The 24821-nt window shown below is 70.2% G+C and carries 16 protein-coding genes; 11 read left to right on the top strand and 5 right to left on the bottom strand.

Annotated features, from left to right (window positions below):
• Window positions 1-29: 29 nt before the first annotated feature.
• On the top strand, window positions 30-638 hold the full coding sequence (locus ACFXMV_RS01720) for a TetR/AcrR family transcriptional regulator (RefSeq protein WP_378502658.1): 609 nt from the start codon (window positions 30-32) through the stop codon (window positions 636-638).
• Between the two features lie 85 nt (window positions 639-723).
• Entirely contained in the window at window positions 724-11337 is a 10614-nt protein-coding gene (locus tag ACFXMV_RS01715; RefSeq protein ID WP_378502659.1) for an SDR family NAD(P)-dependent oxidoreductase, read from the top strand.
• Between the two features lie 78 nt (window positions 11338-11415).
• Here the strand turns inward: ACFXMV_RS01715 and mihF are convergent, their stop codons facing one another.
• Entirely contained in the window at window positions 11416-11727 is a 312-nt protein-coding gene (gene mihF / locus ACFXMV_RS01710) for an integration host factor, actinobacterial type (RefSeq protein WP_378501944.1), read from the bottom strand.
• A 158-nt stretch (window positions 11728-11885) separates the two neighbouring features.
• Here mihF and ACFXMV_RS01705 point away from each other — a divergent pair, with 158 nt between their 5' ends.
• Window positions 11886-13283 carry a PQQ-binding-like beta-propeller repeat protein gene (locus ACFXMV_RS01705; RefSeq protein WP_378501943.1) on the top strand — a complete coding sequence of 466 codons (1398 nt, stop codon included), beginning with the start codon at window positions 11886-11888 and terminating at the stop codon, window positions 13281-13283.
• Window positions 13284-13296: 13 nt separating this feature from the next.
• On the opposite strand, the gene ACFXMV_RS01700 is transcribed toward ACFXMV_RS01705, so the two are convergent.
• A complete protein-coding gene (locus ACFXMV_RS01700) occupies window positions 13297-13971 on the bottom strand; it encodes a PaaI family thioesterase (RefSeq protein WP_378501942.1) in 675 nt (224 codons plus the stop codon).
• A 68-nt stretch (window positions 13972-14039) separates the two neighbouring features.
• Window positions 14040-14633: a TetR/AcrR family transcriptional regulator gene (locus tag ACFXMV_RS01695; RefSeq protein ID WP_378502660.1), complete on the bottom strand. Its 594-nt coding sequence runs from the start codon at window positions 14631-14633 to the stop codon at window positions 14040-14042.
• Between the two features lie 21 nt (window positions 14634-14654).
• On the opposite strand from ACFXMV_RS01695, the gene ACFXMV_RS01690 reads away from it, so the two are divergent.
• Window positions 14655-15020: a hypothetical protein gene (locus ACFXMV_RS01690; protein ID WP_378502661.1), complete on the top strand. Its 366-nt coding sequence runs from the start codon at window positions 14655-14657 to the stop codon at window positions 15018-15020.
• Between the two features lie 79 nt (window positions 15021-15099).
• Here the strand turns inward: ACFXMV_RS01690 and ACFXMV_RS01685 are convergent, their stop codons facing one another.
• The gene (locus ACFXMV_RS01685) at window positions 15100-15552 is read right to left on the bottom strand and encodes a MarR family winged helix-turn-helix transcriptional regulator (RefSeq protein ID WP_378502662.1); all 453 of its coding nucleotides are present in this window, start codon (window positions 15550-15552) and stop codon (window positions 15100-15102) included.
• A 606-nt stretch (window positions 15553-16158) separates the two neighbouring features.
• On the opposite strand from ACFXMV_RS01685, the gene ACFXMV_RS01680 reads away from it, so the two are divergent.
• On the top strand, window positions 16159-17073 hold the full coding sequence (locus ACFXMV_RS01680; RefSeq protein WP_378499983.1) for a VOC family protein: 915 nt from the start codon (window positions 16159-16161) through the stop codon (window positions 17071-17073).
• Window positions 17074-17217: 144 nt separating this feature from the next.
• On the opposite strand, the gene ACFXMV_RS01675 is transcribed toward ACFXMV_RS01680, so the two are convergent.
• A complete protein-coding gene (locus ACFXMV_RS01675; protein ID WP_378499984.1) occupies window positions 17218-18039 on the bottom strand; it encodes an acyl-CoA thioesterase in 822 nt (273 codons plus the stop codon).
• 159 nt (window positions 18040-18198) lie between these two features.
• Here ACFXMV_RS01675 and ACFXMV_RS01670 point away from each other — a divergent pair, with 159 nt between their 5' ends.
• The 6 genes from ACFXMV_RS01670 (at window position 18199) to ACFXMV_RS01645 (ending at window position 24766) form a co-directional block, all read left to right on the top strand.
• Complete coding sequence (locus ACFXMV_RS01670) at window positions 18199-18450, top strand: type II toxin-antitoxin system Phd/YefM family antitoxin (protein ID WP_378499985.1); 252 nt, start codon at window positions 18199-18201, stop codon at window positions 18448-18450.
• Complete coding sequence (locus ACFXMV_RS01665) at window positions 18447-18698, top strand: Txe/YoeB family addiction module toxin (protein WP_378499986.1); 252 nt, start codon at window positions 18447-18449, stop codon at window positions 18696-18698. Before ACFXMV_RS01670 ends, ACFXMV_RS01665 begins: the two co-directional genes overlap by 4 nt.
• A gap of 12 nt (window positions 18699-18710) precedes the next feature.
• Window positions 18711-21212, top strand: coding sequence for an aminopeptidase N (gene pepN / locus ACFXMV_RS01660; RefSeq protein WP_378499987.1), 2502 nt, complete (start codon window positions 18711-18713; stop codon window positions 21210-21212).
• Between the two features lie 28 nt (window positions 21213-21240).
• The gene (locus ACFXMV_RS01655; RefSeq protein ID WP_378499988.1) at window positions 21241-22428 is read left to right on the top strand and encodes a winged helix DNA-binding domain-containing protein; all 1188 of its coding nucleotides are present in this window, start codon (window positions 21241-21243) and stop codon (window positions 22426-22428) included.
• A 156-nt stretch (window positions 22429-22584) separates the two neighbouring features.
• Entirely contained in the window at window positions 22585-22992 is a 408-nt protein-coding gene (locus ACFXMV_RS01650; protein ID WP_378499989.1) for a hypothetical protein, read from the top strand.
• Window positions 22993-23047: 55 nt separating this feature from the next.
• A complete protein-coding gene (locus tag ACFXMV_RS01645) occupies window positions 23048-24766 on the top strand; it encodes a DEAD/DEAH box helicase (protein ID WP_378499990.1) in 1719 nt (572 codons plus the stop codon).
• Window positions 24767-24821 lie beyond the last annotated feature (55 nt).

Here is a 24821-nt window from a genome sequence, read left to right as displayed (position 1 = left end):
CGGAACCGGTGCCTGGTACCGTCCGGCCGGTGGCGCGCAGACGTGGGTGGGGTGGCAGTCCGCCGGACAATGATGACGAGGCATCGCGTCGAATCGTCGCCGCCGCAGTCGATCTGATCGGACAGACCGGTTCCGCGATCAACATCGCCGACGTCGCGGAGTCGCTTGGCGTCATCCGTCAGACGGTGTACCGGTATTTCCCCAGCGCGGATGCCTTGATGAAGGCGGCGGCGATCGCGTCGGTCGACGGATTCCTCGATCGGCTGGCGCGCCACGTGAGCGGCCTGGAAGATCCCGTCGACGCGATGACCGAGGGCGTCGTCTACACGCTGGCCGAGGTGCGCCGAACCCCCCATCTGGGCATCCTGCTCACCGGCACCTACCCGAACGTCCACCCCGACGGCATCACCTCCCGCGAGGCGCAGGATTTCGGGATCACGATGATCAGACGCTTCGACGTCGAGTGGGAGCGACACGGGTACGACGACGCCTCCCTGCGCGAGCTCGTCGAGTACGTCCTGCGGACGATGCAGTCGTTCTTCGTTTCCCCGGGCAATCCGCCGCGGAACGACGATGACCTGCGGCGATACCTGCGACGCTGGATGGGATCGGCGATCGCGGCCCAGAGGGCCGTCTGATCAGACCGCTGCCTCCCGGCGGTGCCTGCGGATACAATCGACGTTCCGCGCTGGCATGGGGGGCTCGGATAGGAGCTGATCTCGGATGGCCGATCAGGCGAGACTCCTTGACTATCTGAAGCGGGTCACCGCAGAGCTCTACCAGGCGCGGGAGCAGCTCCGCGAGGCCGAGACGGTCCGCCACGAACCGATCGCCGTCATCGGGATGGGCTGCCGGTTCCCCGGCGGGGTGCGGTCGCCGCTGGACCTGTGGTGCCTGGTGGAATCGGGGTCGGAGACGGTCGCCGGGTTCCCCGAGGACCGGGGCTGGGGGCTGGCGGGACTCTACGATCCGAGGTCCGAGCAGCCCGGCACGACGTACACGGCGGCGGGCAGCTTTCTCGATGACCCGGCGGGATTCGATCCCGAGGTCTTCGGCATCTCGCCCCGCGAAGCGCTGGCCATGGACCCACAGCAGCGGCTGCTCCTCGAAACGAGCTGGGAGACCTTCGAGCACGCCGGCATCGACCCGCGGTCGGTGCACGGGCGTCAGGTCGGGGTCTTCACGGGACTGTCCGGCATCGACTACGCGGCGCGCGCGGGCGGCACGCCGCCCGAGGACCTCGCGGGCTACTTCATCACCGGCAACGCGATGAGCGTCGCCTCCGGCCGGGTGGCGTACAGCTTCGGCCTGTGCGGGCCCGCGATCACCGTCGACACCGCGTGCTCGTCGTCGCTGGTGTCCATCCACCTCGCCATGCAGGCGCTGCACAGCGGCGAGTGCGACCTGGCGCTGGCGGGCGGGGCGACCGTCATGGCGACCCCCGCGGTGTTCGTCGAGTTCAGCCGCCAGCGCGGACTGGCCCGGGACGGGCGGTGCAAGGCCTTCTCCGCCGCCGCGGACGGCACGGCGTGGGGCGAGGGCGCGGGGATGATCGCGTTGGAACGCCTGTCCGACGCACAGCGCAACGGTCGTCGGGTGCTGGCCGTGATCCGAGGCAGTGCGGTGAACCAGGATGGCGCCAGCAACGGCCTGACCGCTCCGAACAGGCAGGCCCAGGAGCGCGTGATCCGGCAGGCGCTGGTCAGCGCCGGACTCGGCCCGGCCGACGTCGACGCGGTGGAGGCGCACGGCACAGGCACGAAACTGGGCGATCCGATCGAGGCGTCCGCCCTGCTGGCCGCCTACGGGCAGGATCGGCAGGACCGGCCGCTGTGGCTCGGCTCGGTGAAGTCGAACCTCGGGCACACCCAGGCGGCCGCGGGCGTCGCCGGGGTGATCAAGATGATCATGGCGATGCGGCACGGCGTGCTGCCGAAGACGCTGCACGTCGACCGGCCGACCCCGCACGTCGACTGGTCCGCCGGATCGGTATCGCTGCTCACCGAGAATCGGGAGTGGCCGGGGACCGGTCGGCCCCGCCGGGCGGCGGTGTCGTCGTTCGGGATCAGTGGCACCAACGCCCACGTCGTCCTGGAACAGGCCCCGACGATCGAGCAGCCGACGCACGAATCAGGCACTGCAGCAGGCGAAGCCGTGGCCTGGTTCGTCTCGGGTCAGACCGGCCCCGCGCTGCGCGCCCAGGCCGAGCGGCTACGCGAGTATGCCGCCGAGCACCCCGAACTGACGCCCGCCGCGGTGGCCGGGGCGCTGCTCGGTTCGCGCGCCACCTTCGACCACCGCGCCGCCGTGATCGGCACGGAGTCCGCGAGCCTGGTGGCAGGCCTCGACGCGCTCGGCCGGGGCCTGCCCGGCCCCGACGTGGTCACCGGCGTCGCGTTGGAAGCAGGCGACCGGCCGGTGTTCGTCTTCCCCGGCCAGGGCGCGCAGTGGGTGGGCATGGCCGCGGAGCTACTGGATGCGTCGCCGGTGTTCGCCGACAGCGTGCGCGAGTGTGCCGACGCCCTGGCTCCGTACACGACGTTCTCACTGTTCGACGTTCTGCGCGACCGCGATCCGGCCTCGCTGGACCGGGTCGACGTCGTGCAGCCGGCGCTGTTCGCGGTGATGGTCGGCCTCGCGCAGTTGTGGCGCGCACACGGCGTCGAACCGGCCGCCGTGGTCGGACACTCGCAGGGCGAGATCGCCGCCGCCTATGTCGCAGGCGCGCTGAGTCTTTCCGATGCCGCGCTGGTCGTCGCGGAACGCAGCAAGGTGATCGCCGCCTCGGCGCGGCGTGGCGGCGGGATGGCCTCGGTGGCGCTGCCGGCGGACGTCGTCCGGGCGAAGATCGAACCCTGGGCAGGCGCCGTCGAGGTGGCGGCGGTCAACGGGCCGTCCGCGACGGTGCTGTCCGGCCCCGGCGATGCCCTCGATCTCCTGGTCGGCCAGTTGCAGGGCGACGGCGTCCAGGCCAGACGGATCGCGGTGGAGTACGCCTCGCACTGCGCGGACGTCGCGGTCCTGCGCGAGCCGATTCTTGACGCCCTCGCCTCGATTACGCCCCGCCGGCCCCGGATTCCGTTCTATTCGTCGGTGACGGGCGGCGCGTTGGACGGCGCCGCACTCGACGCGGACTACTGGTTCCGAAATCTGCGCCGACCGGTTCGGTTCGAGCAGGCGACTAGATCGCTTGCCGCGGACGGGTATCGATTGTTCATCGAGTCGTGCAGCCACCCCGTCCTGACCGTGCCGCTACAGGACACCCTCGATGCGGCGGGCATCGCGGGCCGGGCCATCGGCACCCTGCGGCGCGACCACGCGGGCCTTCGTCAGTTCACCGCCGCACTCGCCGAGGCGCAGGTGAACGGAGTGCACATCGAGTGGGACCGGGTGAGCTGGGCTCGACGCGACGAGCGGCAGCAGTGGGTGGACCTGCCTACGTACGCCTTTGCGCACCGCCGTTACTGGCTGGACGGCCCCGCGCCGCAGGGTGATGTCGCGTCGGCGGGCATGGAAACGGGCGGGCACCCGATGCTCGCCGCGTCGGTCGAACTCGGCGACGGCCGGGGCGCGGTGTTCACGGGCGTGCTGTCGCCGGGGCGCCTTCCCTGGCTGAGCGACCACGCCGTGGGCGGCACCGTCATTCTGCCCGGCACGGCTTTCGTGGAGCTCGCCCTGCACGCGGGAAACCGCGTCGGGTGCAGCGGGCTCGAGGACCTCACCATCGAGGCGCCCCTGATGATTCCCGCCGACGGCGACGTCGCCATCCAGGTGAGCGTGTTCTCCGACGGCGACCTCGGCCAATCGACGGTGTCGGTGCACTCCCGGCCGGCGGATGCCCCGGCGGAGACGCCGTGGACCCGGCACGCCGCAGGCACACTCACGGCGGCGCCGGACATCGCAGCTACTACCGACTCCCCAGAATCGCAGTGGCCGCCTGCCGATGCCACGCCGATAGACGTCAGGGGCCTGTACGGACTCCTCGACGAGACCGGGTACGGCTACGGCCCGACCTTCCGGGGCCTCCGGGCAGCGTGGCGCCGCAATGGCGAGTTGTACGGCGAGGTCCGGCTGGACGGCGAGGACCCGAGCGCGGCGGTCGCGGGATACGGGATCCATCCGGCGGTGCTCGACGCGGCGCTGCACGTGATCGCGCTGCGCCATTTGGATGATGGCCCCGCGGAGGCAGGCGCCAACGGCATCCGACTTCCCTTCGACTGGGGTGCAGTGCAACTGCACGCCGTGGGCGCCACCGCGTTGCGCGTGCACATCACCACCACCGGGCCCGAGCGATACCGGGTATCCGCGTACGACGTGGCAGGCAAGCCGGTGCTGACCGCGGACTCGTTGGCGCTGCGACCAATGGGAGATGCAGGGCCGCTAGGGGCTACAGCTCAGCCGACCGCCGGGGTCGGCGCAGGCCTGTACCGCATGGAGTGGATGCCGATCGGTGCCTCCAGCGCGGCCACGGCTGACCTGATGCCGCTCGAGGAGGCGCTCGCCGGGGGTGATCCCGCGGGTCGCGTGCTGTGGCTGGCCCGCGAACAGGGCGAGGAGCCGGACATCCCGACTCGGGCGCACGCCGCCGCCGAGTCGATGCTGCGGACGGTCCAGGCCTGGCTCCGCGAGGATCGCCTGGCCGAGACCCGCCTGCTGGTCACGACCAGGCTCGCGGTGGCGGTCCGCGACGACGAACCGATCGACGACGTGTCCGCCGCCCCCGCGTGGGGACTGATCGGTGCTGTGCAACACGAGCATCCAGACCGCATCACCCTGGTGGACCTGGACCCGGCGGCCGGTGAACTCGCCGACCCGGCGCTCCTGTCAATGGCCTTGGCCTGCAACGAACCTCAGCTGGCGGTCCGCGAGGGTGTACTGCTGGCGCCCCTGCTCGGCGCGGCGGCGCCATCCGCACCCGAGGCGGGCCCGGCCCCCTCCGGCTCCGCGACATTCGGCCCGAGCGGCACCGTTGTGATCACCGGTGGCACGGGAACCATCGGCCGACTGATCGCCCGGCACCTCGTGGCGCGGTACGGGGTGCGCCGGCTGGTCCTGACCGGCCGACACGAGCTCGATCCCGAGCGTGCGGCCGAACTGCGAACCGATTTCGCCGATTCGGGGGTCGAGGTCAGCGCCGTCGCCTGTGACGTGGCCGACCGCGGCGCGGTGGCGGACCTGCTCGCCGACATTCCCGACCTGTCCGGGGTGATCCACGCGGCGGGGGTGCTCGACGATGCCACCGCCACCGCCCTGAGCCCGGACCGGCTGCACGCCGTCATGCGCCCCAAGGTGGACGGTGCCTGGCATCTGCACGAGCTCACCCGCGACCGCGACCTGTCGGCGTTCGTGCTGTTCTCCTCCGCGGCCGGGGTGCTCGGCGGAGCAGGCCAGGCAAACTACGCGGCGGCGAACGTCTTCCTCGATGCGCTCGCGCAGCACCGCCGCGTCCGCGGTCTGCCTGCGATCTCGATGGCCTGGGGGTTGTGGGATCGACCCAGCGGGATGACGTCCCATCTGAATGCCGCCGACCTCGATCGCTTGCAGCGCAACGGCATCGACACCATCAGCCAGGAGTCCGGGCTGGCCCTCTTCGACGCGGCGCTTGCCGTGAACCGCCCGTTGATCGTGCCGATACGGCTCTCGGCCCCTCGATCCGACGGTGAGTCGGTACCCCGCATCCTGCGGCGGGTCCTCGGCCTCCGTCGTCGTCGCGCCGCAGCCGATGCACCCGCCGGCCTGGCCGACGAGGTGCGCGCGCTCGATCCCGGAGAGCGCCACAACCGAGTGCTGGACATCGTCACCACCCACGTCGCCGCGGTACTCGGCCACGACGGGAAAGAGGCGATCGATCCGGAACGTGCTTTCAAGCAACTCGGTTTCGACTCGCTGACAGCTGTGCAACTGCGCAACCAGTTGGCCACCGCCACCGGCGTAAAACTCGCCGCGACAGTGGTTTTCGACTATCCCACCGCGGACGCGCTCGCCAGGGAGATCGAGGCCCGCCTGCTCGGCGGCGCGGCGGCTCCGCAGCGGACCCAACCGGCTCGTGCGCGCCGGGACGACGACCCGATCGTGATCGTCGGGATGGCGTGCAGGTACCCGGGCGAGGTGACCTGTCCGGACGACCTGTGGCGACTCGTCCGCGATGGCCGCAACACCGCGGGCGCGTATCCCGACAACCGGGGCTGGAATCTCGACGAGGTGTATGACCCCGACCCGAGCCGGAGCGGAACCACGTACATGAGGGAAGGCGGGTTCCTCTACGACGCTGACGAATTCGACGCCGCGTTCTTCGGCATCAGCCCGCGCGAAGCGGTCGCGATGGACCCGCAGCACCGGCTGCTGCTGGAGTGCGCCTGGGAAGCCCTGGAACAGGCGGGGATCCGGCCGGATTCGCCCGACCTCACCGACACCGGTGTCTACGTGGGGATGATGGGCGGCGACTACGGATTCCATCTGATGAGTCAGCGAAACGTCGACGCCGAGGGTTATCTGATGACCGGGACCAGCAACAGCGTGGCCTCCGGCCGGATCTCCTACTCCCTCGGCTTCACCGGTCCCGCCGTCACCGTCGACACGGCCTGCTCGTCGTCGCTGGTGGCCATGCACCTCGCCGCGCGGGCGCTGCGGGACGGCGAATGCACGCTCGCCCTGGCGGGTGGGGCGACGGTGATGGCCACCCCGGGAGTGCTGGTCGAGTTCAGCCGCCAGCGCGGGCTCGCCGCGGACGGACGATGCAAGCCGTTCTCCGACCGGGCGGACGGCACCGGGCTCAGCGAGGGCTCGGGCATGGTGGTGCTGGAGCGGCGCAGCGACGCGGAACGCAACGGACACCGGGTGCTGGCGATCGTCCGCGGCTCGGCGGTCAACCAGGACGGCGCCTCGAACGGGATCACCGCGCCGAACGGTCCTTCCCAGGAACGGGTGATCCGCCAGGCGCTGGCCGACGCGGCGCTCGGCCCCGCCGACATCGACGCCGTCGAGGCGCACGGCACCGGCACGACGCTCGGCGACCCGATCGAGGCGCAGGCGCTGCTGGCCGCCTATGGGCAGGATCGACGGGGCGCGCCGCTCTGGCTCGGTTCGGTCAAGTCGAACATCGGGCATGCCCAGGCGGCGGCGGGGGTGGCAGGGGTGATCAAGATGGTGATGGCGATGCGGCACGGGGTGCTGCCGCCGAGCCTGCACGGCGACGCACCCACCCGCCACGTCGACTGGACCGCGGGCGAGGTCTCCCTGCTCGCCGAGCCGGTTGCGTGGCCGGACACCGGACAGCCCCGCCGGGTGGGGGTCTCGTCGTTCGGCATCAGCGGCACCAACGCGCACATGATCCTCGAGCAGCCACCCGACGTCGCGCCACCGCTGTCGGCGCCGTCGGCGTCGCCGCTGGCCTGGGTGATCTCCGGTAAGACCGGTGACGCGCTGCGTGCGCAGGCGGCGCGACTGGTGGAGTTCCTCGAGCAGAGCGAGACCGACCTTCCTGATCCGGCCGACCTCGCCTACTCGTTGGCCACCACCCGATCCGGGTTCCCCCATCGCGCCGCGGTGATCGGGGAGTCGTCGGCCGACCTGCGCGACGGCCTGGCCCGCATCGCCGAGGGGCGACCGGGCGGCAACGTCATCGCCGGGAGCAACTCGCGCGGCAAGACGGCCTTCATGTTCACCGGCCAGGGGGCGCAGCGGATCGGGATGGGCCGCGGCCTCTACGATGCCTACCCGGTGTTCGCGGAGGCCCTCGACGAGGTCTGCGCGGTGCTCGACGAGCACGTGGAAATGCCGGTGCGGCAGGTGATCTGGGACGACGCCGAGGGTGGCGACGCGCGACTCGACAGCACCGAGTACACCCAACCGGCGCTGTTCGCGGTCGAGGTCGCGCTCTGTCGGCTGTTGCGGGACTGGGGCATCAGCCCGGACTACCTGATCGGCCATTCGATCGGAGAGATCACCGCCGCACACGTCGCGGGGGTGTTCAGCTTGCCCGACGCAGCCGCCCTGGTGGGTGCGCGCGGGCGGCTGATGCAGTCGACGAAACCGGGTCTGATGATCGCCGTTCGGGCCGCCGCGGAGGACGTCGCGGCGCGGATCGACGGCCGGGTCGATCTCGCGGCCGTCAACGGCGCCGGATCGGTGGTCCTCGCGGGCGCCGAACGCGACGTGCAGGCCGTCGCGGCCGAGCTGTCCGCCGCAGGCATGAAGACCACGAGCCTGCGGGTCGAGCGGGCCTTCCATTCCGCCCTGATGGAACCCATCCTCGACCAGTTCACCGCCGTGGTGTCGGGGCTGACGCCGCAGCCGCCGAAGGTTCAGGTCGTCTCCAACGTCACGGGGCGCGTCGCCACCGCCGATGAACTGATGTCCCCGGACTATTGGACGCGGCACATCCGGCAACCGGTGCGCTTCCACGATGGCGTTCGCGCCCTCGACGGGCTCGGCGTCACCCGCCTCATCGAGGTCGGCCCCGGCGCCACCCTGACCGCCCTCGCCGCCGAGGTCGTCTCGGACGCGATCGCCACCCTGCCAGGCCGCGGGGACGAGGCGCGCGGGATCATCGCAGCGGTCGCGGCCGCCTACGTGCAGGGTGCCGCGATCGACTGGGATCGGGTGCTACCCGGTCGTCGCCGGGTTGACCTGCCCACCTATGCATTCCAGCATCGCTCGTTCTGGCCAGCGGCGCCCGCGAGGATGACCGGCGATCCGGCGGAGCTGGGGCTGAGCCCGGCGGAGCATCCGCTGCTCGGCGCGGCAGTGACACTCGACGGCGACGCGACATTGTTCACCGGACAGCTGTCGCTGCAACGGGATTCCTGGCTGGCGCCGACGCCGGTCGATGACGGCGACCCTTCGCAGGCCGATGAGGCGCCGACGGTGTCGCCCGCCGTGCTGGTCGAACTGACGTTGCATGCGGCCCATCACGTCGGCCTCGACCGCGTCGACGGACTCACCCTGCACCATCCGCTGGTGCTCCCGCCGTCGGGGCTGGCATCGATTCGGGTGCTCGTGTCGCCGTCCGGCGACGGCGGCGCGCACACCGTCACCATCTCGTCGAGCCAGGGCGAGTCCGACAGCGCGGACACCTGGGTTCGGAACGCGTCGGCCACGATCGACGCTGTCGTCAGCCCTGCCGTCGCTGCACCGCAACAGGTCTCGGGCGACACCGAGGCCGAGGTGCGGCTCGCTGACGGCATCGATCCGACCGGATACGGCATCCATCCGGAGCTGCTACGGGCGGCGCTCGAGCCCATTCTCGGGTGGGACGGCTGGCCGCAGACCTGGCTGGGAATCCGTCTGCACACCGTCGGTGCGGCCGCTCTGTCGGTGCGGTTCGCCGCGGGCGAGGATGGGCGGTATCGCGTTGAGGCCGCCGACCCCGAGGGCGAGCCGGTGCTGACCATCGATGCGCTGCGGGTGGTGCCGAGGGTGGCGGACGGGGAAGGCGCAGGCCGTTCGGCGGCTCGGCGACTGCACAAGCTCGCCTGGATTCGGGTCGAGGGTGCATCGGCGCCGCGGTCCCCCGGTCCGGTTGTCGTCCTCGGCGCCTCGGCCGTCGGCTCCTTCCCGAGCTACCCCGACCTCACCGCGGTGCGAAACGCGATGGAATCCACCATGAATGACAGCGACCGGCAGCCGTGGACGGTGCTGATCGGGTGCGCCGCCGAGGGTGAGAGCGGCCCGGGAGCGACCCACGAGCTGTGCGCCCGGGTGCTGCGACTGCTGCAGGAGTGGCAGGGCGACGCCGCGATCGCGGACTGCCAGCTGGTGATCGTGACCCGCAACGCGAGGGTCACCGACGACGACGGGGGCGGGCGTGTCGACCTTGCGGGTGCGGCGGTGTGGGGCCTGGTGGGCTCAGCCCAGAACGAGGATCCGGACCGGTTCGTCCTGATCGACCTCGACGACGCTTCGGACGCCGATGCGGCGATCGCGTTGGCACTGGCGAGCGGGGAACCGCAGACGGCGGTCAGGAACGGCACCCTGCTCGCGCCGCGGTTGCGGCGGATGTCGGCCGTCGACGAGTCCGGCTCGCCCCTCGATCCGCGCGGCACCGTCCTGATCACCGGGGGCACCGGCACGGTGGGATCGCTGGTGGCTCGGCACCTGGTGGCCGAGCACGGGGCACGGCACGTGGTGTTGACCAGCAGGCGCGGACCCGACGCCGTCGGGTGCGACGGGCTGTGCCGGGAACTGGGCGATCTGGGCGCCGAGGTGAGCGTCGTCGCCTGCGACACCTCCGACGAATCGGCGGTCGCCGGCCTGCTGGCCGGGATCCCGTCGGAGCATCCGCTGACGGCGGTGATCCACGCGGCGGGCGTGATTGACGACGCCACCCTGCCCTCACTCACCCCCGAGCGGCTCGACGCGGTGCTGCGGCCGAAGGTCGACGCGGCCTGGCACCTGCACCGGCTGACCGCGAACCGCGACCTACGGGCCTTCGTCATGTTCTCGTCGCTCGCGGGGGTCCTGGGGGCGCCAGGGCAGGCGAACTACGCGGCCGCCAACATGTTTCTCGACGCTCTGGCCCATCACCGCCACGCCCTCGGTCGGCCCGCGCTCGCGATCGCGTGGGGCATGTGGGCTACGCCGAGCGCGATGACCGACAACCTCGGTGCGATCGATCTCGCCCGCGCGCGCCGCGGCGGAATGGTTCCGATGACCGCCGGCGACGGTCTGGCCCTCCTCGACAGCGCGATGACCGCCGGTGCGCCGACCGTGGCGGCCGCCCGGTTCGACCACTCCGGTTCGGCCGCCCCCTACGTTCCCGCCCCGCTGCGGGGCCTGATCCGGGAATCGCGCCCGCGGGCCGCGGGGTCGGTCGCGACCGGATCCAACGGGTCCGGGCCGTCGGATTGGGCTCAGCGCCTTGCCGATCGGTCGATTCCCGAACAGCGGCATCTGATGCTCGATCTGGTCCGGGGCGGGGCCGCCGCGGTGCTCGGCCACGACGCTTCGGACGCGGTCGACCCCGACCAGGCCTTCAAGGAACTGGGCTTCGATTCGCTGGCAGCCGTTGCGCTCCGCAACCATCTCGGCGCCGCGACGGGGCTCCGGTTACCGCCGACGATGGTGTTCGATCACCCGAGCCCGCGTGCGGTCGCCGAGTTCCTGCGCGCGGAGCTCGTTCCGGATCCGGTGTCGGTGGCCTGCGCCGACGTCGACCGGCTGCGCGAGATCATCGTCGAGATCGGCGACGACAGCGAGGCGCGGTCCGCGATCGTGAAGCGGTTGGAGAACCTGGTGGCCGAGGTGGGGACCGGCGACAGCGGGGGGTCCGACGCGGTCGACAGGATTCACGCCGCGACCAGCGAGGAGATCCTCGACCTGATCGATCGCGGTCTGTGAGCCGACGAACGCCGGTCACGCTGGACGGAGCATGCCCGGAACCCTGGGTGGGGTTCCGGGCATGTCACACAGGCTGTTTCAGGTGAGCTTGGTGATCAGGTCGGCGCGCTGCCGGGCGCCGAGCCCGGCAACCCGACGCGTCTCGGCGATCCCGACCGATTCGGCGATGTCGCGGGCCTTGGTCTTCCCGATCTTGGGCAGCGACTCGAGGAGGTAGAGCACCTTCGTCTTCCCGACGAGTTCGTCGGTTTCCGCCTTGTCGAGGACGTCGACGAAGGTCAGTTTGCCCGACTTGAGGTCCTCCCTCAGTTCGGACCTGGCCTTGCGGGATGCCGCAGCTTTCGCGAGCGCCGCGGCGCGTTGTTCGGGGGTCAAGGTGGGCAATGCCATGAGGGGCCTCTTCTCTCGCTGTTCCCGGACAGGGCTTCAGGCTAGGACCGCGGGGCCCGCGAATCGAGGACCATCGCCCCCACGTGTCGGAGTGTCGCGAACGGGCGCGACCCCGTTCGGCGTCGGCCATGCCCTGCACCGTCGGTTACGGTCGGCCGATGCGACCACGCCTGAGGGAACACTGGAAGCTCGTCGTCCTGGCCATCGCCATGATCGTGGGCGCCGTGACGATGGTGACTCTTGCCCTCACGGACCGGCCTGCCGTCGTGGACACGGAGACCGAGCAGTTCGTGGTCGACACGTCGCTCGGTGACCGGCCCGAGCAGGCGTGGAGCCTCGCTGTTCGACGGCTCACCGACAACTCCGGCGATGTGCTGCTCTCGATGCCGTACTCCCTCGACACCTATCACGGCTACGGCGGCGTCCTCGACGCCGGCCAGATGCTGATCGCGGCCGTCGCAAACCCGCTCGCGGACAACGGCGATCAGGCGTCCGGGCGACCCGTCGGCGCCGTCACACTCGTGGGGGTCAACCCGGCCGACGGGTCCGCCGCGTGGAAGACCCGGATCGGGAACGTCAGCCAGTGCAGCCAGCAGGTGGAGGCCGTGGTCCTCTCCTGCTGGGCCGGCCGCCGCGTGTTGTTCGTCGACACCGCATCGGGAAAACTGTTGTCCGAGATGGGAACCGACTTCGACGTCAACGGAGCGCAGGTCGTCGACGACACGGTGTACGTCTCGGGGACCGAGGTCGACCGTGACGCGGGAAGGCCCGTGCTGACCAGCGGAACCGTCACCGATATCAGCGCGAACTTCCGGCGCACGTTCGAGGCCGAGGGCGAGTACCCGTCGGTGTACGCGGTCCCCGCCACCGACAGCGTCATCGCCACCGCCAGGGGCAACGGCGACCCGCAGTACGTCTACACGGTCTACGACCTCGCAACCGGGACCAAACGGTTCACCTTCGGCGGCGATTCGTTGCAGCCGGTCGGGGACGGCATGTTCCTCGCCAGTCGTGGCGGACGATCGGGAACCGTCGGCACACAGGATCTGCTGGCCGCCGACGGCGCGCTGATCCGCGCCGTGCCCATCCCGGCCTACAGCGCGGCGTCGTATCCGAGCAAGCCGTCCGTGCCTGCACCGCTGTTCCTCGGTGACGGCGCCTATGACCCGGCGACCGGTGCCGAGCGGTGGCGGAGTCCGGCCCTGGTGAAGGACGAGTCGGCAGGCAGGGACACCGCCCTCGCCGCTGTGGTCGGGCGGGCGGCGCTGGTCACCTCGCCGCAGACGCGGACGATCACGGGCCTCGACCTCGAATCGGGCCGCGAGCTCTGGCAGACGCCATGGCAGGACGCGTACTGGATCCGCGACGGGCTCACCGACGGTGAGCATTTCGTCTTCGGCGACTACACGGGCATCCACTCGATCCGGGCCCGCGATGGGAAGATCATGTGGTCGCTGCCGCTCCCGGATGGCGCCGATCCGCGCCATGTTCGGGTCTCGAGCGCGGGCGGCAGCCTGATGGTCTCCGTGCGCGACCAGTTCACCTTCTGGCGGTAGGTGCCTCGATCGACTACGCCTGCCCGGGGTTGAGCACGATGAACAGGCCGTGTGCCTCGGCGCAGAGCCGGTCGCCGTCGTGCAGGGTGGCGCGCACGAAAACCTTGCGGCCTTCTTGGCGTTCGGCCCAGGCGCGGACCTTCAACTCGGTGTTGAGCGGGGTGACGGATCGGTAGTCCACGGTGAGGGAGGCGGTTCGGGTGATCGAACCGGCGTGCATCGCGGCGGCCATGCCGAGCAGATCGTCGAACCCGACGGCCACCTGGCCGCCGTGCGCGGCGTTGTTGCCGCCGAGGTGGTAGGTGCGGAAGGTGAGACGGGCGTCGACACCGCTGGAGTCGGCGTGGTCGATCATGAAGGGCGGGAGCGTGATGTTCCCGCGGGCGGGTAGGTCGAACCGGGTCCACGTCGGCGTGGACCACTCGCTCACGACGGCCGCGTCCAGTTTGTCGTTGAGCTGCTTGAGGATGCCGATGGCGTCCAGCGCCAGCTCGTCGGTGGGGCTGGCCAGCCGCGCGCGATCCATCAGGCCGCGCACCTGCTCGATGAATTCGCCGTAGTGCGGCCCGCCCCGAGTGATGTCGGCGCCCCGTTCCTCGCGGGCATTGATCAGCTCGGACATCGGCCGGAACCCGCCCTCGTGATGCTCTTGATCGGGAAGCGAGCCGCCGGCCTGTCGTTCGTTCATGAGGACACGCTATCGATGGCGACCGGGGTGGGTGCCCGGTGGGGTTCGCGGCGGTCGGTCCTCGCGCGTCAGCGTCGATGCGAGGTCAGCAGGGTGCGCGCCGCGGTCGCGAGGTCGGCGTCCAGCCAATCCGGCAGCTCGCGTGCGTGGGCGTGGCGGCGCAGCGCGGCGTACGGGAGATCGATGACGGCGCGGCTGACGGCGTCCATCTCCCGGTCGCCGTCCGCCCCGAGGAGCTCGCGCGCCAGGCGCCGCAGGCGCTCAAACAAAAGCGCGTTCATCCGGTCGAGGCGGCCGCGGAACTCCGCGTCGGGGCCGCCGTCGAGCAGATCGCTCGGCCGCAGGTTGAGCAGGAGCTTCGCGTCGTCGGGCCATTCCCGACCGAATCGCACGGCCGCCACCGCCATCGCCACGCCAGCCTCGACCGGGTCCCGGTCGCCCGCGACCTCCATGACGCGTTCCTGGAAGCGGCCGAGCGCGCGCAGCCACACCTCGGTGAGGACGCCGTTGCGGCTGCCGAAGCGGTGGTACAGCGTGCCGACGGGCGCACCACTGGCCGCGGCGATCGCCGCGACGCCTGCCGCGCGGGGGCCGTCGGCGAGGACGAGCGCGCGGGCCGCGTCGAGGATCGCATCGGTGTCGTGCTTGCGGGGTGGCGCCATCTACTAGTACGTTCCTTCTATATGGAGCGATTGCCCTATATTGACGAGCATGCCAGATCGATCGATGCGAATCGGGCTCGGGTGTGGACGGGGTTGCTGAAGGTGGTCTGCACGGACCCGGACGACCCGTCCGCGCCGAGGGGGTTCGCGCTCGACTCGGCGGACGCGCCGGCCCGGTTGGCGCTCTCGGGCCGGCACTGGTTCTCGCGCTACGCGCTGATCTTCGAACTCGACGACGAGGGTCCGGACCGCACCCGGATCCGGGCGCAGTCGTGGGGCGAGTTCCCCGGCCTGCACGGCAGGCTCTACCGGGCGCTGGTGATCGGTAGCGGCGGTCACCGTGTGGTCGTGCGCCGCCTGCTGCGCCAGATAGCGGACGCGGCATGATCCCCAGGTAGCACGCGCGGTTCGCAGCAGGCGGGCTACAACGAGGCGTCGGTGACCGGAGTGCCCATCGCAGCGGGTCCTACGGAGCGTCCGTGCGTGTGGCGGCGTACAGGATGGTGGAGAGTCGGATGAGGTCATCGCGGTCCTCCTTGTTCAGCGTCGAGAAGGTGTTTTCCTCGACGTGATCGAGGACTCGGTCGCTCTTGGCCAGTAGTTCTCGTCCGGCATCGGTGATCGTCACGATCTGGCGCCGTCTGTCTTTGGGATCCCGTTCACGGACGACGAATCCGCCGTTCTGGAGGCCGTCGAGATAAGCGACGATGTCTCCCTGATCGAGGACGACGCGTTTCGCGAGAATCTTCTGGTGGGATGGGCCGAGTTCCTCGAGCGTGCTCAGGATCGCGTGCTGGTTGGGGAGGAGTCCGACTTGAGCGAGCGCGTCCGCGTACACCTGCTTGACCCGCAGCGCGGCACGGATGAAGGCAAATCCGGGTCGGCGTGCCAGTCGGAGGGCGTACTCGGGCGAACTCATGTCCCAACTATAGGGTCCCCTAATCTTTTAGGTATCCAACGATTTGCCGGTTCGGCCGATTCGGTGGCGCTCAGTGCCGGGCGCAGTCGAATCTGGGTTTCGGCGGCTGGCCTATGCGCCGAGGTTGATCGTGCGCGCTCGTTGGCGTTGGCGATGGCGATGGCGCTGACGGTGCAGGTGCCGATGGGGCCTTCTCTGTCGAACAGGACCGCGGACCCGGCAGCAATTCCGTTCGCGCTGACGTGGTTGTGGGCTTCGACGCCCATCTCTCAACTGACAGCTGTCGGGCTGGCGCCAGGGTGGGGTCGGCGTTGATGTAGCTCAGACCCTGGCTGCCCCCAGTTCGACGCCGGGCCCGTCACTTCGCCGACGATCGCCGCGGCCATCGTCGGCGACGGTGTCTCACCTCGAACCATGGCGATATGCCGTAACCAACCCCCGCCGAGATTAACTAGGTATTCCAAACGTTGGCAAGCCAAAGAGTTAACTCATGGGATTGCCAATGATTGGCGTACGTATGTAATGTCCCGTCGTGTCAGTCCAGGGCGACAGCCGGGGATCCGCCGAGAGGCAGGACCCCGATCGTCCCGATCGAAAGAGAGAGCGATGATTCAGGAACTGTCGTACATCGGCATCGGCTCGCCGCGTGCCGAAGAGTGGCGCAACTACGGCACCGGACTCCTCGGGGCGATGCTCGCCCCGGACGGCCCGGACGGTGCCGTCCGACTCGCCGTCGACGACATCAACTACCGCATCGCCGTCCACCCCGCCGTAGAGGACGACTTCCTCTACGCCGGTTGGGGTGTGGCCAACGAGACGGATCTGCACGCCTTCGCCGCACACCTCGAATCCCACGGCGTGACGGTGCACTGGGGAGACCCACAGTTGCTGCGTGAACGCCAGGTGGCCGAGCTGGCGTGGTTCGAGGACCCGTGGGGGATCCGCCACGAGCTGAGCTGGGGCAAGGCGGCGACGCCGTTGTCATTCTCGACCGGGCGCACCATGCGAGGCGGGTTCGTCACCGGCGACCAGGGCCTCGGCCACATCGTCTTTCAGGTCCCAGACATTGAGAAGGCCAACGAATTCTACGTCGACATCCTCGGATTCCGCCTGTCTGACCGCATCACCAACAAGTACTTCAACGTCCGCTTCTATCACATCAACGGACGCCACCACTCGCTCGCTTTGTCCGAGTTCCCGAGCCACGTCGGGTTCAACCACCTCATGCTCGAGGTCGAGCACATGGACGACCTTGGCCGGATGATTGACCTGCTCGATGAGCACAACGTCGACGTCATGCAGTCTCTCGGCCGGCACACCAACGACTTGATGACCTCGGTGTACATCGGCAGCCCGTCCGGTCTGCAGATCGAGTACGGGTACGGCGGACTGACCGTCGATGACCTCAGCTGGATCGCCCGGACCTACACCCGACCCAGCTACTGGGGCCACAAGCACTCTGAGATCGCGAAGACCCAACTGCCGGGCATCGTCAAACCACTTGTCGCCGCCGAGCTCTGACGCCGACTCGACACCGTTGCCTGCTGACGCGCAGCGGGACGTCCGCTCGTCAGCAGGCGACGGTGTCCAGGTTCAGGCGCCCTGATGGCAGGCGACCATCTCGACCGTGACGGAAACCCTGCAAGTCGCCAGACGGCCCTCGCCTCAGCCCTTGAAATAGACCAGCTGGTGGGTCGTCGCCAGCAGCGCGCCGTCGCGGCCCCACAGTTCCGCGGTCTGGTCGAAATAGCCCCTGCCGAACCGCTGGGCGCGCGCCGAGCCGAGCACGGCGTCGTCGGACTGTGCGGCGAGCACCTCCGCGTCAGCGTGGAAGTACACCGTCATCGAGACGGTTCCCGCGGGCATGTACTGGCCGCGGCGCAGGAACACACGCGGAAAGAACACGTCGCTCATGGCGGTCAGGGCGGGGAAGTCGAGCGGCCGAGCCGGTGCGTCGCGCACCCACAGCGTCGTCGTCGAGTTCGGGTGTTCGACCGCCTCGGTCGTGGGGATCCCGCCCTCGATGAACCGCATCTCGTAGTTGCGCCCCCACGCGATGAACTCGGGGAAGGCGCCTGCCTCGACGTCGCCCGCCGCCGGGACGTCCGGGATGGTGATCTCGGTAGCGGACCACGTCTCGCGGCGGGTGCCGAACACCGCGGTCGCGGTCGTCGCGACGACGCCGTCCTGGGTCAGTTCGAGTGCCCAGTGCTGGGTGCTCCGGTTCGTCCGGACCGGTCGCGCGGTGATCTCGAACGCGCCCTCGGCGATGGGTCCGGCGAAGTTGACGGTCAGCGAGAGCGGATCGCCGAGCCGGTCCGGGTGCTGCTGGACCGCCCGAAGCAGGGTCGCGGCAGTGATGCCGCCGAACGGGCCGACCATGTTGGCATAGGCCGCGGAGGTGTGCCCGTGCAGCAGTCCGTCGCCTGCGGGGGTGAGCTCGACGGCGGCGTCGAAGGGGTGCGTCGGGGCGATGGTCCGGGTCACGGTGGCTCCTCGTTGATGCTGACGGATCAGGTTCGAGTATGACGCTTGGCATAAACGGTCCGGTCATCGCCCTCGTACGTCGAGCTCCCTAAGGGGAACGGTTGCCGGCCCTGGTGCCCCTGCGTACAATTTTCTGTACGTGGGAGAAGGGGCTGAACCATGCGAACCATGACGTACTCGGAATCGCGAGCACGCTACGCGGAGGTGCTCAACTCGGTCGTCAACGACCGCGAAGAGGTGATCATCACCCGCGCGGGCCACGAGCCCGTCGTCATGGTGTCCCTCGACGACTACGAGTCGCTGAAGGAGGCGGCGTACCTCCTGAGGAGCCCGGAGAATGCCCGTCGGCTCCTCGCCGCGATCGATCGGCTGGAGTCCGGCGAAGGGGTCGTGCGGGACCTCCAGGAATGAAGCTGGTCTGGGACGAGCACGCGTGGGCGGACTACCTGTGGTGGCGGACCCAGGACCGCAAGGTTCTCAGACGGATCAACACGCTGATCGCCGACATCGCGCGAAACGGCAACGAAGGCATCGGCAAGCCGGAACCGCTCAAGCACGGCTTCCGGGGCTACTGGTCGCGACGAATCACCGACGAGCATCGGCTCGTCTGCAAACTCGTCGACGACGAGGTCCGGATCGCAGCCTGCCGCTACCACTAGAGACTGAGGACGATGAGCATCGCGAACCTGACCCGCACCGAGACCGCCGCGCGCTCGGCCGCGGTCACCGCCCGCAGGTATCGCGTCGAACTCGACGTGCTGGCCGCCCCGGACCACTCCCGGTCCGGCTTCGCGTCCACCACGACCCTCGAGTTCGATGCCACCGTCGACGAGACGTGGATCGACTTCATCGGGCTCTCGGTCGAGTCGGTGACGGTCAACGGGGAGTCCGCGGACGTCGAGTACGACGGCGCCCGCATCACCGTCCGGAACCTGGGTCCGTCGAACGTCGTGGTCGTCGAGGCGACCGGCGAGTACAGCCGTTCCGGCGAGGGGCTGCACCGGTTCCTCGACCCGGTCGACGGCCAGACCTACCTCTACACCCAGTACGAGCCGTCCGACGCGCGCCGGGTATTCGCCTGCTTCGAGCAGCCGGACATGAAGGCGCCGTACATCTTTGCCGTCACCGCGCCTGCGGGCTGGGAGCTGGTGTCCAACCGCCCGACCGCGACGCGCGAGGCCGACGACGTCCGCCAGGCGGTGGAGTTCTCCCCCACCCTGCCCATCTCGACCTACCTCACCGCGCTGGTCGCCGGCCCGTACGCCCGCGTCGAGTCCTCCTGGAGCCGAGGCGATCTCACGGTTCCGCTCGGGGTCCTCTGCCGCGCCTCGCTCGCGCGGTACCTGGATGCCGACACCATCTTCGAGGTGACCAAGCAGGGCCTCGACTTCTTCGCCGAGCACTTCGAGTACCCCTATCCGTGGGGCAAGTACGACCAGGTCTTCGTGCCGGAATACAACCTCGGCGCGATGGAGAACCCGGGCTGTGTCACGTTCACCGAGGCATACGTCTTCCGCGGCGCGGCCACGGCCGCGCAGTACGAGGGCCGCGCCAACACGATCCTGCACGAGATGGCGCACATGTGGTTCGGGGATCTCGTCACGATGGTGTGGTGGGACGACCTGTGGCTCAAGGAATCCTTCGCGGACTTCATGGGCGCGCTCGCCAGCGCCGAGGCCACGCAGTGGTCCGATGCCTGGGTGGCGTTTGCGAACCGCCGCAAGGCCTGGGCGTACTCGCAGGACCAGCTGCCGACGACGCACCCGATCGTCGCGGACATCGTCGACCTGGAGGCGGCCAAGCTCAACTTCGACGGCATCACCTACGCCAAGGGTGCGAGCGTGCTCAAGCAGCTGGTCGCGTACGTCGGGCGGGACGCGTTCTTCGAGGGATCGCGGCGCTACTTTCGGGCGCACGCCTTCGGGAACACCACCCTCGCCGACCTTTTGGCGGAACTCTCGGCCGCGTCCGGCCGCGACCTGACGGCGTGGGCGCGGGCCTGGCTGCAGACGTCGGGGGTGTCGACGCTGACGCTCGAGCGACGCCGCGGCAGGTACGAGATAGTCCAGACCGACCCCCGCCCGCACACCCTCGGTATCGGCCTCTACGACTTCGACTCCGGCGGCGACCTGGTGCTCGCGCAGCGGCTGGACGTGGACATCGCCGCGGCCCGCACGCCGGTCGAGCTGACCGAGACTCCGCTGGTGCTGCTCAACGACGGCGACCTCACCTACGCCAAGGTGCGCCTCGGTGGCCGCTCGATCCGCACCGTCGAGGACTCCCTGGACCGGGTCACCGATCCGCTGGCCCGCGGGCTGATCTGGTCGGCGCTGTGGAACGCGACCCGCGACGGCGAGTTGGACGCCGAGCGCTACCTGACGATGGCCCGCGCGTTCGCGCCTGCCGAGTCGAACATGGCGCTGCTGGCCGCCGTGCTGGCGAACGCGTCCCACGCCATCGGGCACTACCTGCCCGCCGCGGAGCGGGACCGGTGGCGCGGCGACTGGCTCGATGCGAGCTGGGCGGCAATGCAATCCGCCGCTCCGGGTTCGGGAGCCCAGCTCGCCTGGGCACGCGCGGCGGCGTCCGCGGCCACGGTCGCCGCAGGCCGGGCGAGCGAGACCAGGGCGGTCCTGGACGGCCGCGCGCCCACGCCTGCCGGTCTGGCCCTGGACCCCGACCTGCGCTGGGCGCTGTGGACGGCGCTTGCCGCCACCGGCCACGCCGAAGCGGCGGACCTGGATGCCGAGCTCGCCTGCGACGACACCGCCTCGGGGCGGACGGCCCACCTGCGGGCGCTGGCGGCGCGGCCGGACGCGGAGGTCAAGGCGTGGGCCTGGGCTTCGGCGCTGGGAGATGAACGGCAGGGGGACACCACGCTGACCAACGACCACCTCGACGCCGTGATCGCCGGCTTCCGGGCGGGCGAACGTCGCGACCTCACCGCCCCGTACGACGAGGAGTACTTCGCCGCGATCGGCGCCGTCTGGGAGCGGCGGAGCATCGAGATCGCCAGACGCATCGTGCTCGGGCTCTTCCCCGCGGCCGAGTCGCTCGGCCGGGTCGACGCCTGGCTCGCGGCCAACAACGCCGCGCCGAATGCGTTGCGCCGACTCGTGATCGAGCAGCGTGACCACCTGGCGCGGGACCTGCGGGTGCGTTCGAGGCGCTGAAGGGCGGGGAGCGGGCACAATGAATCCCGTGTCCACCGATCACGCAACACCGTTCGACGAGGCGCAGCGCCGCGCCCGACTGGCCCGACGTCACCGACTCGCGCCCGAGGTCCGCGCCGAGAGCGTGACGGAGGCGGCGACGAGCATGGTGTGCCTGCACGGCACGGACCCCGCGACGATCTTCCTGTCCGCAAGGGCAAGGGTCGACGGAATGGTGGTGGCCGACCTGGAGCGCGCCCTGTACGAGGAGCGTTCGCTGGTCAAGCACCTCGCGATGCGGCGCACGCTGTTCGTGTTCCCGAGCGAGTCGCTGCCGTTCGTCCAGGCCGGTGCCAGCAATCGGGTCGCCGACACGGAGCGGCGCCGCCTGATCCGGGAGGTGGAGAAGGCCGGTCTGTTCGACGACGGGGCTGGCTGGCTCGGGGCGGCCGGGGACGCGGTGCTCGATGCTCTGGCAGGCAGTGAACCGACGTCGTATACGGCACTGCGCGAGCGGATCCCGCTGTTGCAGGGCTCGATGGCCTACGGCGAGGGCCGGAGCTGGGGTGGGCAGGTGTCGGTCGGACCGCGGGTGCTGACCGTGCTGTCGGCCGAGGGCCGGATCATGCGCGCGACCAATGACGGACCCTGGCGGGCGTCGCGGAACCGCTGGGCGACGAGCGAATCCTGGCTGGGCACGCCGATCGATCACCGCACGGAGGCGGCAGGCGCGGCCTGGCTGATCGGGTCGTGGCTGCGTGCGTTCGGTCCCGGCACCGAGGCCGACCTCAAGTGGTGGCTCGGGTCGACGGTGTCGACCGTGCGGAAGGCGTTGTCCGCGTTGGACGTCGTCACCGTCGACCTGGACGGCAGGACCGGCTACCTGCTGGCCGACGACCAGGAACACGATGACCCCGTCGAGCCATGGGCGGCACTGCTACCCGCCCTCGACCCCACCACGATGGGCTGGCGGGACAGGGACTGGTACCTCGGGCCGCACAAGGACCTGCTCTTCGATACCAGCGGCAACGCCGGTCCGACGGCGTGGTGGGACGGCCGGATCGTCGGGGGGTGGTGGCAGGACGAGGCCGGTCGGGTGGTGGTGCACCTGCTCGAGGACGTCGGTGCCGAGGCGCGGTGCGCGTTCGACGACGAGGCGGCGAAGCTGTCGGCCTGGCTCGAGGGCGACAAGGTGCTCCCCCGCTTTCCCTCACCATTGGCGAAGCTGCACGCCTGACCCCGAACGGGCGGATATCGGACCATCTGTCGAGTGGCGTGCCCGATAACCGCGCGTTCGCGTGGACGCGTGAACCCGTCCCCGGGGCCATCGCGCGGGTCTACGCTGGTCACCTGTACCTGCCCCGACCGGATGTGCCAGCGGAATGAGGACCAGATGAGCCCAGCCATCCGCCGTGTCGCGCGGCTCGCCGCGACCGCGACCCTCGCCGCAGGCGCGGTCCTCGGATCGGCGGGCGCCGCGGCCGCGGACGAGTGGCCGCCGATTCCGCCGTATCCCAGCCCGTCCGTCCCGTTCGACACCAAGGATTTTCTGACCCCGACCGACCCCGACTACTGGAACCCGTTCGTCAGCAAGAACCGGCTCACCTCGCCGTTCGGTACCAGCACCCGCATCGTGTGCACGGCCTTCCACGGCGTAATGACCGGCTGCTGGCAGGCCGACGAGAACGGGGCGCCGCACAAGCTGGTCCCGCTGCCGCTGAACTTCCCCGGGTCCACCGAGTGGTTTCTGCCGGGCGGCGGACCAGCCCATTTCGTCTACCCGATCGCTCCAGGAAGCTAGTACCGCGCCACGGCCGCGCCACCGATGTGTCACAGGGCGCGGCTACGGTTGCCCCGTGACCGCCAAGGCCCGCCGAAAGACCGCCCGCCCCGCGAAGAAGGCCGCGACGAAGAAGGCCGCGGCGAAGAAGCCCGACGCGCCGGTCGCCGCCGCCGGGGAACGCGTCTGGGTGCTGGAGGTGCCGTTCCGGGCACCCGCTCCTGGCGCAAAGTACTACGGCGCCATCAAGAGTCACGCCTACGTCGGGTCGAGCCTGCCCGACGCGCTGCGCCCCTACGCGGCGAAGCCGTACTCGTACCAGCAGTGGGTCGAGGACGAGCTCAACGGCACCAGGGGACCCTCCGCCCAGGCCGCCGCGAAGGAGCTACGGCCCGAGCAGGTCGAGGGTGCCGCCGCGATCGCTCAGGCCGCGAAGGCCGACTTCCGGGGGTTCTGCCTCTCCGACGACCCGGGCCTGGGTAAGACGCTCAGCGCGATCGCGGGCGCGAAAGCAGTGGCCGAACAACGCGGTGGTACAACAATTCTCGTCACCGTCGACCGTCCCGTCTCGATCACCATCCCGCACTGGCGCGCGTCGATCGCGGCCGTCGGCGACGGCGGCTACCGGTGGCTGATCATCTCCCCGGATCAGCTGAAGAAGCTGATCGCCCGTAACGGCAGGCCGAGGTACCGCTTCGACGTCGTCGTCAACGACGAGGCGCACAACTTCCGGCACGACTCGCAGCGCACCGACTACCAGCGGCGGGTCACCCGGCACCTCGACCCGCCCGAGAAGGCGCCGTTCGTGATCTCGCTGACCGCGACCCTCGGGCATCACCCCGGGGAGTGGCGGTACCTGTCGTCGCTGCTGGCGCAGGTCCACCGGGAGCCGCCGGAGCGCTGGGACGATCTCGGCGCCCGCCTGCTCGAGCTGGGGGTACCGCTGGAGCGGTACATGGGTCGCTGGCAGTGGACGGCAGAGGCGAAGGCATCCGGACGCGCCCAGGTCGACGCCGTCGCCCTGGTGCGGGACACGATGACCGCGGCCGTCCCGCCGGTGATGCTGCACAGGGACGCGCCCTGGGGGCAGGCCCCGATCGACGGCCTTGGCGTCGACCTGACCGTCGCCGAGCGGCAGCAGTACGAGATGGAGTGGGGCGACTACCGCCGGGAGATGCAGATCGCCAGGACCGGTTCCGACACCGCGCGCGGCCGGGCTGCGCTGATCCGGTTCCGGCAGAAGGCGGGCATGATCCGGGCGCCGCACACGGCGGACCTGGTCGCGGCGACCGTGGACCGCGGCTACCAGTGCCTGGTCGCGACGGAGATGGTGAGCACGGGCGCGGAGCCGGTCGCGGACCTGCTCGAGGCCCGCGGCATCGCGGTGTCCCGGATCTTCGGCGGCCGCCCCGACGCCGAGAACGAGCGGCTGCGGTTCCAGCGCGGCGAGACCCGGGTCGTCGTGTTCAACACGACCTCCGCGATCAGCCTGCACGCCGCCGAGCACCTCGCCGACGGCACCAGGGCCACCGCGACCCCGCGACTGGGGTTCTTTCACCAGCCCCGCTACTCCGGGATCGCGGCCAGGCAGACGATCGGCCGAGGTCACCGCGACTACCAGGTGTGCCCGTGGTCGTTGCTCTACGCCACCGACACCGTCGAGGAGTCCGCGGCCACCACGATGGTCGACCGGCTGATGGTCACCTCCGCCAGCGTCGACGGCGACACCAGCGCGCTGGCGTCGATCGCCCGGCTGTTCAACGCGGACTGGATCGACGAGCGGGCGTTCGATTGACGGGGAGTCTCGAATCACCCGCTGGATGGGACGAACCGGCGTGACGGATGGACGG

The sequence above is a fragment of the Rhodococcus sp. NPDC059179 genome (assembly GCF_042754885.1).
Classification (GTDB): Bacteria; Actinomycetota; Actinomycetes; order Mycobacteriales; family Mycobacteriaceae; genus Rhodococcus_G.
This window is presented reverse-complemented; position numbering and strand designations above follow the sequence as displayed.